The sequence below is a fragment of the Gottfriedia acidiceleris genome (assembly GCF_023115465.1).
Taxonomy (GTDB): domain Bacteria; phylum Bacillota; class Bacilli; order Bacillales; family Bacillaceae_G; genus Gottfriedia; species Gottfriedia acidiceleris_B.
In genome coordinates this window covers 3,020,536-3,033,272 of the sequence record NZ_CP096034.1, presented here as the reverse complement: position 1 = coordinate 3,033,272, position 12,737 = coordinate 3,020,536, and the positions used below count along the sequence as shown (strand labels likewise).

Genomic DNA, 12,737 nt, shown 5'->3' with positions numbered 1-12,737 from the left:
CACATACTAACATGTATGAAAAATGATAGGGGGAACCGTTTTGACAAATTCAAATAATGAAACACCTATTCCAAACGAAGATGCACCTCCAAAACCAAATGATCAAAAGGAAATGAGCATTGTTGAAAAAATTCAGCAATTAGGACAAACAAATGTTCCAGCAAGCAATGATTCAAAAATCCATTGTTTAACGATAATTGGACAAATTGAAGGGCATGTGGCATTACCACCTCAAAACAAGACAACTAAATATGAACATTTAATCCCGCAATTAGTGGCAATTGAACAAAATCCTAAGATTGAAGGATTATTAATTGTTCTAAATACTGTTGGTGGAGATGTGGAAGCAGGCCTTGCAATATCAGAAATGATTGCGACATTAACGAAACCTACTGTATCAATCGTTTTAGGTGGTGGACATAGTATCGGAGTACCAATTGCAGTAAGTACTGACTTTTCATATATCGCTGAAACGGCAACAATGACAATTCATCCAATTCGTCTAACTGGTTTAGTAATTGGTGTACCTCAAACATTTGAATATCTTGATAAAATGCAAGAAAGAGTAACTCGTTTTGTTACGAAGCATTCAAATATTACGGAAGAACGTTTCAAGGAATTAATGTTTACAAAAGGTAATTTAACAAGAGATATCGGCTCTAATGTAGTCGGTGGAGATGCAGTAAAATATGGACTAATTGATGATGTAGGTGGAATTGGGCAAGCACTGAAGAAGTTGCAGGAATTAATTGACGAACGAAAAGAAAAGTCTAATAAAGAGGAGAATGAATTTTGATTCTTTATACAATTATGCCAATTGAATCGATTTTTCCTATTGATCAACAAGAATATACATCGCAGCAGTTTTTGGAGTACAATGGTGTTCCAATGTTGGTTGATAGTGTTGGGGGTACAGCTTTTGAAATTAAAAGAATTGTAAGTACCGATCCCGAGCATTATATGCAATATACACCTGGTCAAAGAATTTTAGTTCTTCCAACTTGAGGTAATTATTAACAATACATGGTAAACATATGTTCTGATATGTTATAATAAATTCAATTTAAGAAAGCAGCCAAAAGGCTGCTTTCTTTGGCGAATCTGCAAATTTTGATGGGGGTGAATTACATGGCAAAGCAGAAGCAGCAAAAGTCAAAAGCTCGAAAATCAGTAAGTGGCAATGGTTCAATATGGTATGAAATTAGTGGATTAATATTTTTAGCACTTTCAATCGTAACAATATTAAAGCTTGGTATTGTAGGTAAAGCCTTTGTATTATTCTTAAGATTTTTCTTTGGGGAATGGTACATGCTTAGTTTTCTTTTTATCATCGGTTTATCTGCATATAGCATAATTTATCGAAAAAGACCTCCATTTGTTTCGAGTATTACGATTGGTGGATTGTTAATCTTCTTTAGTATATTGATGTTTAGTCATGTTACTCTATTTGATTTATTAGCAAAAAATAATCAATTTCATGATCAATCTGTCATAAAAAGTACGCTAGATTTATTTTTAATTGAAGCCAAAGGCAAAATTAGTACGGTGGATCTTGGTGGAGGTATGATTGGAGCGATACTTTTTGCAGTTTTATATTTCTTATTTGATCGAACAGGTGCGATTTTATTCGGAATCATTGCAATAGTTGCGGGAGTTTTATTTATAACTGGTAAGCCACTTGGTGGTTATATATATCAATATATAATGCCAAAAGTAAGAAATTTAATTTCAGACAGCTGGGAGGATTTTACAAATTTCTGGAAACGTGGTCGTGAACAAAAAACTACTAGTAGACGAGCTGAGGCTAAACAAAAGAGAAAAGCAAGGAAAGATTCATATGAAGACAATGATAATGAAGAAGAAGTGTCTACTGGTAATAGTTTAAATTACCAAGTTAAAAATTCATATGAAGATGAGATCATTGAGCCGAAAAAAGAAATTCAAATCGAATATTCTCCTACATATCAGCCACCTAAGGAACCAGAATTGATCATCGCAAATAATTCAAATCAAATCCAGGCTCATTTTGCAGAGGATGACGATCAGTCAATCGAATTGCCAGTTGCAGAAGTAGGAATGGATGATAAGGTAGACTACGTATTGCCATCCATGGATTTATTAGCCTATCCAAAGGTTGCTAAAAAACGTGAAAATGAATCCAAACTAAAGGAAAATGCGGACAAGCTTGAAAGAACATTTCAAAGTTTTGGTGTCAAGGCTACAGTAACAAAAGTACACCATGGACCTGCGGTAACGAAATATGAAGTCTACCCTGAAGCAGGGGTGAAAGTTAGTCGTATTGTAAACCTTAGTGATGATTTAGCACTTGCACTTGCAGCAAAAGACATTCGTATTGAAGCTCCAATTCCGGGTAAATCTGCTGTAGGAATTGAAGTGCCTAATACGAATATAACAACTGTATTACTTAGAGAAGTTCTCGAAGCAAAAAATCCGAAATTACAAAATCCATTAGCTGTATCGTTAGGAAAAGATATTGCCGGTGATGCTGTATTTGCAGAGCTTAATAAAATGCCGCATTTACTAGTAGCTGGGGCGACAGGTAGTGGGAAAAGTGTATGTATAAATGGAATTATTGTTAGTATCCTAATGAATGCAAAACCATCTGAAGTAAAGCTAATGCTAATCGATCCGAAGATGGTTGAATTGAATGTTTATAATGGTATTCCTCATTTGCTAACTCCGGTGGTAACAAACCCTAAAAAGGCTTCACAAGCGTTACGTAAAGTTGTTAGTGAAATGGAAAGAAGATATGAGCTTTTTTCTCATTCAGGTACTAGAAACATTGAAGCTTATAACGAATTAACTAAACAAAATAATACGATGACGAATTCAAAACAACCTTTATTACCATTTATCGTCGTGATTGTTGATGAGTTAGCTGATTTAATGATGGTTGCTTCGAGTGACGTGGAAGATTCAATCACTAGATTAGCTCAAATGGCTCGTGCAGCGGGTATCCACTTAATTATTGCTACACAACGACCTTCCGTTGACGTTATCACGGGTGTCATTAAAGCAAATATACCTTCTCGAATTGCTTTTAGTGTATCTTCTCAAACAGATTCTCGTACAATTCTTGATACTGGTGGAGCAGAAAAACTATTAGGAAGAGGAGATATGTTATATCAACCAATCGGTGCATCTAAACCAATCCGAGTGCAAGGAGCATTTTTATCTGATGATGAAGTTGAAAGAGTAGTCGAGTTTTCAATCTCTCAACAAAAGGCTCAATACCAAGAAGAAATGATGGTAAAAGAGGAAAAAGATGGGAAATCTGAAGTGAATGATGATCTTTATAATGAAGCTGTTGAGCTAGTAACAAATATGCAATCAGCCTCGGTATCACTGCTACAAAGAAGATTTAGAATTGGTTATACAAGAGCTGCCAGATTAATTGATGCGATGGAAGATAATGGAATAGTCGGTCCGTATGAAGGTAGTAAACCTAGGGAAGTATTAATTAGTAAACCTGTGGAAGATGAGCAAGCCTTGTCTTAAACAAAAAGAAAAAATTGTCGAAACATTATTGACATTTTTAGACATAGAATGATATTATTTCTTCAGATAAATTGATAGTCCTCATATAATATCGACATAATGGGTCGGAAGTTTCTACATTGCAACCAATATTTGCAATACTATGGGGAAAAAGCATTATTATGGAGAAATGATTTATATTTACGAAAATCAAAAACTCTTATAATCTAGCTTTTTCACTAAGTGGAACGGTAGATTATAAGAGTTTTTTTGTTAAATAGGAACAAATGATTCATTAACGAAATAAAAAATAAAGCGTTTACAAAAAAGTGTTGAAATGAGTAAAAAATAACAGTATAGTAAAGAAGGATTATACGACAGATGTCTAACAACTGATGTCTGAAATCCGAAGTTTGGGGGATGGGAAATGAAGATTAAAACAGACACCAGATTACTTTATCTCCAAGTGATGGATCGAATAAAACAAGATATTGAGAATGGTATTTACTTGCCACATCATAAGTTACCATCAGAGTATGAGTTATCTAAAATATTTGGAGTATCAAGAGCAACATTAAGAGAAGCATTAAGGGTTTTAGAAGAAGAAAATATCTTAGTTAGAAGACACGGAGTCGGTACATTTGTGAAACCGAAACCAATTTTTAGGACAGGCATCGAACAATTAAGCAGTGTATCAGAAATGATTGTTGATGCAGGTAAAGAGCCTGGTACAATCTTTCTATCTTCTAAACTATTAGTTCCTACGAAAGATGATTTAAAAAGCTTCACAATCACTGAAGATGATCGTATGCACGTAGTAGAAAGAATTCGAACAGCAAATGGCGAACCTGTAGTTTATTGCATTGATAAATTACCAACTAATTATTTTAAACAGGTTCCATCATATGAAGATCATTCGTTTTTTTCATTCATCAAAAAAGAAACTGGTCGAAATATTGAATATTCAAGTGCAAGAATTGAGCCTATAGGTTACCACGATAAAGTTTCTCCTTTATTACAGTGTGAACCAGATGTTTCATTATTATTAATCGAACAGTTACATTTTGACGATTTAAACCGCGCAGTTCTACATTCTTATAATTACTTCAGAGCTGATCAGTTTAGCTTTAATGTTTTAAGAAAAAGAAATTAAATTGTATAGCCAAAATAATAGTTACGAAAAATAAGTTTTGGCTGGTTTTCAAATATTGTTTACAGAAATTTCATTAAATTATTAGGGAGGTGGATCGTTAAGATAACGATTATAAACCAAGCTAGTGCAAATGTAAATAAAGATTTAAGGGGGCAAATTTTTATGAAGATGAAAAAAGCTGGTCTTGTTCTTTCAATGGCCTTAGCAGCAGGTACAATTTTAGGTGCTTGTGGTAAAGGTGGAGATACAAAAGACGCAAAAGGCGCATTTAAAGTAGGGATGGTAACTGACTCTGGTACTATTGATGATAAGTCATTTAACCAAGGTACTTGGGAAGGGATCGAAGCTGGAGCTAAAGATTTAGGATTCAATCTTAAGCAAGATACAAAATACTTAAAACCTGCTGGTGAAACTGAAGCTGATTACTTAAAAGAAATCGGAAACTTAAATGATGCAGGGTTTCAATTTATCATAACTCCTGGTTATAAATTTGAAACAGCAATTAACAAAGCACAAGATAAATATAAAGATGACAAATTTGTTATTATCGATGGTACTCCACACACAGCTAAAGATTTTACTCCAAATGTAAAAAAGAACACAGTTTCCATTTTCTTCGCAGAACATGAAGCTGGTTACCTAGCTGGTATTGCTACAGCAGTTCAATTAAAAACTGGTGATGTTGGATTTATCGGTGGTATGGAAATTCCAGCAGTTCAAAAATATAACTGGGGATTCCAACAAGGTATTAAATATGCGAACGAAAACCTTGGAACTAGCATAACGTTAAAAGCTAATAACGTAGTTTATTCTGGAAGCTTTACAGACAAAGCAGCAGGTCAACAAATTGCAGCTCAAATGTATGACCGCGGCGTTAAAGCGATTTTCACTGCAGCAGGTGGAGTTGGACAAGGTGCTATTACTGAAGCTAAAAACAGAGTAGCTAGTGGTAAAGAAGTTTGGGTTGTTGGTGTTGACGTAGATCAGTACGCTGATGGTGTTTATAAAGATAACAAATCAGTAATTTTAACTTCAGCTATGAAAGGTGTTGCAAAAGCAGCTTCTGATATGGTAAAAGCTGAAAAAGATAAAAAATTCCCTGGTGGACAAACTTTAACTTACGATGCAAAAAATGATGGAATTGGTTTACCAAAAGAAAATCCAAACTTAAGTTCTGAAACTGTAACAAAAGTTGAAGATGTATTTAACAAAATTAAGTCGGGTGAGATTGTAGTAGCAAGTGAAAGAGGAAATTTAATTAAGTAATTATCTTTCTAATTAATAAATGATAGAAGAAGCATAGGAAAGGATACCCTTTTATATGCTTCTTCTACCCTAAAAATGATTTTGGCTTTCATGCTTTAATCAATTGCAAGCACTTATATTGGTTAAGCTTCCAATTGATTAGGGCATGACCATCGGGAGAGAGAGTTAAGCCCACTTTAAATAAAAAATATAGAAAAATATTTCGAAATCAAGTAAAACTTTAAAATAAAAAATGACTTCGTAATATCAAGGAGGAAAATTATGGAATATGTAGTGGAGATGCTAAATATAACAAAAGAGTTTCCTGGCATTATAGCGAATGATAATATTACACTACGATTAAAAAAAGGGGAAGTTCATGCTTTATTAGGTGAAAACGGAGCAGGGAAATCAACTTTAATGTCCGTCCTTTTTGGAATGTACACACCTGAAAAAGGGATTATAAAAATAAAAGGTAAAGAAGTTAAAATTTCAAATCCAAATGTTGCAAATGAACTAGGGATCGGAATGGTTCACCAACACTTTAAATTAGTTTCAAATTTTACAGTAACAGAAAATATTATTCTAGGTCTTGAACCTAAAAAGGGGCTAGTAGTAGATATCAAGACTGCAGCAAAACGTATTGAAGAACTTTCTAAAACTTACGGTTTAAATGTAGATCCATATGCAAAGATTGAAGATATAACAGTAGGGATGCAACAAAGAGTCGAAATTTTAAAAACTTTATACCGTAATGCTGAAGTATTAATCCTAGATGAGCCAACAGCAGTACTTACTCCACAAGAAATACAAGATTTAATGAAGATTATTAAAAACTTGATTAATGAAGGTAAGTCAATCATTATCATTACTCATAAATTAAAAGAAATTAAAGCTGTTGCAGATCAATGTACAGTAATTCGTCATGGGAAGTACATTGGTACAGTTGATGTAAAACAAACATCTGAATCTGAAATGGCATCTATGATGGTCGGACGTCAGGTGTCTTTCAAGGTAGATAAAGTAGAATCAAAACCTGGTGAAGTTGTACTAGATGTAAATAATTTAAGTGTCAAAAATAATAAAAAAGTTTTAGGTTTAAAAAATGCTACACTTCAAGTTCGAGCAGGTGAAATCGTTGGGATTGCTGGAGTGGAAGGAAATGGACAATCTGAACTTGTTGAAGCAATTACAGGGTTAAGACCAATTGAAGAGGGTTCTATCTTATTAAAAAATCAAGATATTACAAAACACAGTATTCGTGAGCGAATTAGAAGCGGTATTGCACATATTCCAGAGGATCGTCAAAAAAGAGGACTTGTTCTTGAATATACAATTGAAGAAAACGTTGTTCTAGAGATTTATAATCAAGAACCATTCTCTAAATATGGAGTTTTAGATAAAACTGCGATTGCCAAACATGCAAAGAAAATCATTGAAGAATTCGATGTACGCTCTGGTGAAGGGGCTAAAACAGTGGTTGAATCAATGTCTGGAGGAAACCAACAAAAAGCAATCATTGGTCGTGAAATCGAACTAAAGCCTGAGTTATTAATTGCATGTCAGCCAACACGTGGATTAGACGTTGGTTCGATTGAGTATATTCATAAGAGATTAATAGAGCAAAGAGATAGTGGAAAAGCGGTTCTACTAATCTCGTTAGAGCTAGATGAAGTCCTTAATTTATCTGACCGCATTGCAATCGTAAATGCTGGTGAAATTGTTGATATCGTTAATGCCAAAGACACAAATGAAGATGAATTAGGATTAATGATGGCTGGTATAAGGAGAGGTGAAGGGGCATGAAAAAGGGAGGAATCATTTCTTTAATTGCCGTATTATTAGGTTTACTAGCTGGAGCATTATTAATTTTAGTAACAGGTAATGATCCAGTAGAAGGGTTTACTTATTTATTCCAAGGTGGATTAAAAGATCCGGAGCGTATTGGTAATACATTTGCTACTGCTACTCCGTTAATTTTAACAGGACTTTCTGTTGCATTTGCATTCAGAACAGGTTTATTTAACATTGGTGCAGCTGGCCAAATGCTTTTTGCAGGATTTTGTGCTTCTGCAATTGGTTTAACTGTCGATTTACCTACTCTAATCTTAGTTCCGATTATGGTAATTGTAGCCTTTGTTGCAGGTGCAGCTTGGGCATTTATTCCAGGAATACTAAAAGCTAAGTTTAATGTTCACGAAGTAGTTTCTACGATTATGATGAACTGGATTGCATACTGGACTGTTTATTATTTAGTACCACAATATTTTAAAGGTAGTACTGAAACAGAGTCAAAAATGCTTGCAGATGCTGCAACATTAAAAATGCCATTTTTATCAAATTTATTTGGTGGTTCATATATTAACTTCGGTTTATTTATCGCCGTTATTATGGTAATCGTTATTTCATTTATTATTAATCGTACAGTATTAGGATATGAATTAAAAGCTGTAGGTTACAACCGTAGTGCTGCTGAATATGCAGGTATTTCAGTAAATAGAAATGTTATTTTATCAATGATGATTTCAGGTGGACTTGCTGGGTTAGCAGGTGTTGTTCAATACGCTGGTAATGCATCACTAATTCAAATAGGTGTTTTACCTACCGAAGGATTCGACGGAATTGCCGTGGCACTTCTAGGAATGAATACACCAATTGGCGTATTTTTCTCAGCTATTTTCTTTGGACTATTATATTCTGGAAAAGGTTTTATGAGTGCAATGACTTCAATTCCACCAGATATTGCTGACGTTATCATTGCAATCATTATTTATTTCTCAGCAACTAGTATTTTAATTAAGAAAGTTATCGATCGAGTATCCAAATCACGCAAATACAAAAACAGCAATGTAGGAGAGAAGGTGAAATAAGGCATGGATTTAATTATACAAATTTTCCCATATGCAATTGCCTATACGATTCCATTATTAATCGTAGCATTAGGTGGTTTATTTTCTGAGCGAAGCGGTGTCGTAAATATTGGTTTAGAAGGTTTAATGGTTGTTGGTGGTTTCGCTAGTGCCTTAACAATTTCAAAACTTCAAGAAACTCATCAAGGAGAAGTTTGGGTAATCTGGGTAGGAATTCTTGTTGCAGTTCTTACAGGTGCTTTATTTTCTTTACTACATGCATTTGCAAGTATAAATTTACACGCAGATCAAGTAATTAGTGGTATCGCAATTAATATGATCGCAGGAGCTTTAACTATCTTCTTAGCAAGAAATATTACCGGATCAGGAAACATTAGTATTAACGGTATTACTCGTACTGATATCCCAGTCTTAAAGGACATTCCAATTATCGGAGATTTATTATTTAAAAACACGTATTCTACGACATGGTTAGTAATTGGTATACTAATCATTAGTACATTTATACTTTATAAAACTCGTTTAGGCTTACGTCTACGTGCATGTGGTGAATACCCTCAAGCAGCTGATGCAGCAGGTATTAACGTATACCGTATCCGTTATCTTGGCGTTATTATTTCTGGTGCATTTTCTGGATTAGGTGGAGCAATTATTTTAGTAACATACTCTGGGGAATTTACAGGTAGTGTTGCAGGTCTTGGTTTCTTAGCAATTGCTGCATTAATTTTTGGACAATGGAAACCACTTGGAATTTTAGCGGCGACATTATTCTTTGGTGTAGCTACAACAATTGCCAATGTATCGCAAGTTATTCCAAGTTTAGCTCAAATCCCACCATTAGCACTAAAGTTATTCCCATACGTAGTAACTTTAATCGCATTAGTAATTTTCTCAAAATCATCTCAAGCACCAAAATCAGTTGGTGTTGCGTATGAAAAAGGTAAACGATGAATAAATGTTTTGAAGCTTCCTAATTAATTAGGAAGCTTTTTTATTGTTTAAAGGGTGTTGTCAATCAATTAGGAATTTATCGATGTTATGAAAGTTTGGTGGGAGTGATCTTCTCTTCCCACAGAAAGGGAGCATCATTGTGTGGAAGTTGCGTAGTACTTATTTTCAAAGAACAGATTTTTATTTGAATTAATTATTTTGGGTAAACTAAGCAGTAGGTTTTATTTTTGGGAAAATTAGAGATACAATGAAGATATTGGAAATAAATATGAGTAAATAGTATTTGACTAAGGAGGGTTCAATTTGAATTTGTTACAGTACAAAAATAGTGATATTAACGGTATTAAACTACATGTGGTAACAACTGAAAAGTTTAAAACAAATTCGATTACATTAAAAGTACGTGGAAAACTTGAAGAAGATACAGTATCTTTTCGCGGAATTTTACCTTATGTATTGCAAAGTGGAACAAAAGATCTTCCTACCAATGGTGAAATTAGAAGAAAATTAGAAGAATTATATGGGGCGACCTTCTTTGTAGACGTATCAAAAAAAGGTGATTACCATGTTATGTCATTTACAATTGACATTGCAAATGAAAAATACCTTTCAAATCAAGGTTCATTATTAAATGAAGCACTAATGCTTATTGCTTCAATTTGGCAAAATCCATTTTTAGAAAATGGAGTATTTTCAGCTAAACATGTTGAAACTCAAAAAAGAACACAAGTACAACGAATTCAGTCTATTAATGATGATAAATTGAAATATGCAAATCAAAGGCTAGTGGAAGAAATGTTTAAGGATGAACCTTATTCGTTACTTGCAAATGGAAAAACAGAAGATGTCAATTCAATTACAGCTGAATCACTTTATAACTACTATGAAAAAGCTTTGCAACAAGATTTAATTGACCTTTATATCGTTGGAGATGTTGCATTTGACCAATGTAAACAACTAGTTGAAGAGAACTTTAGAAACACAACTAGTGGAAGATTAACAGTTAATACAACAAAAGCAATACCAGCCGATTCTCCTAATGAAGTAATTGAAGAACAAAAACTCAATCAAGCAAAACTACACATCGGTTATACTACTGGGATCTCGATTAAAGATCCAGATTACTTTGCACTTCAAGTATTTAATGGTCTTTTTGGAGGATTTTCTCATTCAAAATTATTTATCAATGTTCGAGAAAAAAATAGCTTAGCTTACTATGCTGCTTCTCGTTTTGAAAGTCATAAATCCATTTTAATGGTCATGTCTGGTATAGCAAGTGAAAATTATGAAAAAGCAACAACAATTATTGCTGAACAACTTGAAGAAATGAAAAAGGGAAATTTCACTGAAGAGGAAATTGATCAAACAAAATTAGTAATTAAAAACAGTCTATTAGAAAGTATGGACACTGCTTATGGAATCATTGAAACATTATTCAATGACCAAGTTGCAGGAAATGAACGTCCGATCGAGGACTGGTTCCCTGAAATTGAAAAAGTTACGAAAGATGAAATTGTAGCTGTAGCTAATAAAATTAAACTTCACACAACTTATTTCTTAAAAGGTCAGGAGGGAGCATAATGGAAAAAAAGTATTTTGAACAATTGAATGAAACGCTTTATTTCGAGGAGCTTGAAAACGGATTAAAAGTATATATTCTTCCTAAACAAGGCTACAACAAAACATATGCGACCTTTACAACTAAATACGGTTCAATTGATTCTGAATTTATTCCTTTAGGAAAAGATGAAAAATTAGTTGTACCAGATGGGATTGCTCATTTTTTAGAGCACAAATTGTTTGAAAAGAAAGATGGGGACGTATTCCAGGTTTTTAGTAAACAAGGAGCCTCTTCTAATGCGTTTACAAGTTTTACACGAACTGCTTATTTATTTTCAGCAACGAATAATGTAGAACAAAATTTAATGACTCTAATTGATTTTGTGCAAGATCCATATTTTTCTGATCAAAGTGTTGAAAAAGAAAAAGGGATCATCGGTCAAGAAATTAAAATGTACGAAGATAACCCAGATTGGAGACAATATTTTGGGATGATTGCTAATTTATATGGTAAACATCCTGTTAGAACAGATATTGCTGGTACAGTTGAATCAATTTCAAAAATTACGAAAGAATTACTTTATACTTGTTACGAAACTTTTTATCACCCAAGTAATATGTTGTTTTTTGTTGTAGGTCCAGTAGACCCAGATAAAACAATGAATTTAATTAAAGAAAACCAAAGCAAAAAAACGTTTAAAGAAGCAACTGAAATTAAGAGATTTTTCCCTGAAGAAACTCCTGAATCTGCAGAAAAGAAAAAAGTGTTACATATGAATGTCCAATCATCGAAAGTACTCGTTGGCGTAAAAGACTTTTCTGCACCTAAAGGTGGAAGCGAATTATTAAAGCATGAATTATCTATATCTGTATTACTTGATTATTTATTTGGTAAAGGCTCAAATACGTATCAACAAATGTATGAAGACGGCTTAATCGATGATACGTTCTCATATGATTATTCAGCAGAAAATGGTTTTGCTTTTGCAATCATCGGAGGAGATTCTACTTCACCTGAAAAACTTTCTGAGAAAATAAAAGAAGTGTTAGTAGACTCAAAAAATCATCAATGGGAAAAAGAAATTGTGGATCGCGTAGTTAAAAAGAAAATTGGTGGATTCCTACGCTCATTAAATTCTCCAGAATATATCGCTAACCAATTTACGCGATATGCGTTCTTAGATATGCATTTATTTGACATTGTATCTGTGTTACAATCTATTTCTGTAGAGGATTTAAAAGAAAGTGCTAGTCATCTAATAAATGAAGACTATATGAGTGAATTCTTTGTTCTTCCTCATTGAATGAATTAAAAGCATCCTTTTTAGGATGCTTTTTGAAATTTAAAAAATTTAAGGGTTTATCAAGAATTTATGTGTACTATTATTAATAAAAATTTTTAAGAGAGCTTCCGCGCTTACCTTTATATTTCTTAATACTCTTTAAACTTGAATTAAAAC

The 12,737-nt window shown here is 33.4% G+C and carries 10 protein-coding genes and 1 riboswitch; all 10 genes read left to right on the top strand.

The annotated features are described in order from the left end of the window. Positions 1 to 112 precede the first annotated feature (112 nt). The 10 genes from MY490_RS14405 to yfmH all read left to right on the top strand — a co-directional run bounded on the left by MY490_RS14405 (position 113) and on the right by yfmH (position 12,581). A complete protein-coding gene (locus MY490_RS14405) occupies positions 113 to 796 on the top strand; it encodes a ClpP family protease (RefSeq protein WP_248269379.1) in 684 nt (227 codons plus the stop codon). After that, positions 793 to 1,005: a YlzJ-like family protein gene (locus MY490_RS14400; RefSeq protein ID WP_248266343.1), complete on the top strand. Its 213-nt coding sequence runs from the start codon at positions 793 to 795 to the stop codon at positions 1,003 to 1,005. Before MY490_RS14405 ends, MY490_RS14400 begins: the two co-directional genes overlap by 4 nt. Positions 1,006 to 1,128: 123 nt before the next feature. Continuing rightward, positions 1,129 to 3,519, top strand: a complete 2,391-nt coding sequence (locus MY490_RS14395) for a DNA translocase FtsK (RefSeq protein WP_248266342.1) — start codon at positions 1,129 to 1,131, stop codon at positions 3,517 to 3,519. Between the two features lie 61 nt (positions 3,520 to 3,580). Next, positions 3,581 to 3,682: riboswitch (purine riboswitch) on the top strand. A gap of 243 nt (positions 3,683 to 3,925) precedes the next feature. Beyond that, on the top strand, positions 3,926 to 4,651 hold the full coding sequence (locus MY490_RS14390) for a GntR family transcriptional regulator (protein WP_129689093.1): 726 nt from the start codon (positions 3,926 to 3,928) through the stop codon (positions 4,649 to 4,651). A gap of 168 nt (positions 4,652 to 4,819) precedes the next feature. Continuing rightward, on the top strand, positions 4,820 to 5,917 hold the full coding sequence (locus tag MY490_RS14385; RefSeq protein ID WP_248269378.1) for a BMP family lipoprotein: 1,098 nt from the start codon (positions 4,820 to 4,822) through the stop codon (positions 5,915 to 5,917). 261 nt (positions 5,918 to 6,178) lie between these two features. Next, entirely contained in the window at positions 6,179 to 7,702 is a 1,524-nt protein-coding gene (locus MY490_RS14380; protein WP_248266341.1) for an ABC transporter ATP-binding protein, read from the top strand. Next, positions 7,699 to 8,766 carry an ABC transporter permease gene (locus MY490_RS14375; RefSeq protein WP_248266340.1) on the top strand — a complete coding sequence of 356 codons (1,068 nt, stop codon included), beginning with the start codon at positions 7,699 to 7,701 and terminating at the stop codon, positions 8,764 to 8,766. The genes MY490_RS14380 and MY490_RS14375 overlap by 4 nt, the downstream gene beginning before the upstream one ends. Positions 8,767 to 8,769: 3 nt before the next feature. Continuing rightward, complete coding sequence (locus MY490_RS14370) at positions 8,770 to 9,717, top strand: ABC transporter permease (RefSeq protein ID WP_248266339.1); 948 nt, start codon at positions 8,770 to 8,772, stop codon at positions 9,715 to 9,717. A gap of 303 nt (positions 9,718 to 10,020) precedes the next feature. Beyond that, entirely contained in the window at positions 10,021 to 11,298 is a 1,278-nt protein-coding gene (gene yfmF / locus MY490_RS14365) for an EF-P 5-aminopentanol modification-associated protein YfmF (RefSeq protein WP_248266338.1), read from the top strand. Then, complete coding sequence (gene yfmH, locus MY490_RS14360; RefSeq protein WP_248266337.1) at positions 11,298 to 12,581, top strand: EF-P 5-aminopentanol modification-associated protein YfmH; 1,284 nt, start codon at positions 11,298 to 11,300, stop codon at positions 12,579 to 12,581. The genes yfmF and yfmH overlap by 1 nt, the downstream gene beginning before the upstream one ends. Positions 12,582 to 12,737 lie beyond the last annotated feature (156 nt).

Coding starts and splice junctions, on each gene's coding strand:
- MY490_RS14390 (WP_129689093.1), top strand. CDS start 3,926: ATGAAGATTAAAACAGACACCAGATTACTTTATCTCCAAGTGATGGAT.
- yfmH (WP_248266337.1), top strand. CDS start 11,298: ATGGAAAAAAAGTATTTTGAACAATTGAATGAAACGCTTTATTTCGAG.
- MY490_RS14385 (WP_248269378.1), top strand. CDS start 4,820: ATGAAAAAAGCTGGTCTTGTTCTTTCAATGGCCTTAGCAGCAGGTACA.
- MY490_RS14380 (WP_248266341.1), top strand. CDS start 6,179: ATGGAATATGTAGTGGAGATGCTAAATATAACAAAAGAGTTTCCTGGC.
- MY490_RS14375 (WP_248266340.1), top strand. CDS start 7,699: ATGAAAAAGGGAGGAATCATTTCTTTAATTGCCGTATTATTAGGTTTA.
- MY490_RS14370 (WP_248266339.1), top strand. CDS start 8,770: ATGGATTTAATTATACAAATTTTCCCATATGCAATTGCCTATACGATT.
- MY490_RS14395 (WP_248266342.1), top strand. CDS start 1,129: ATGGCAAAGCAGAAGCAGCAAAAGTCAAAAGCTCGAAAATCAGTAAGT.
- MY490_RS14405 (WP_248269379.1), top strand. CDS start 113: ATGAGCATTGTTGAAAAAATTCAGCAATTAGGACAAACAAATGTTCCA.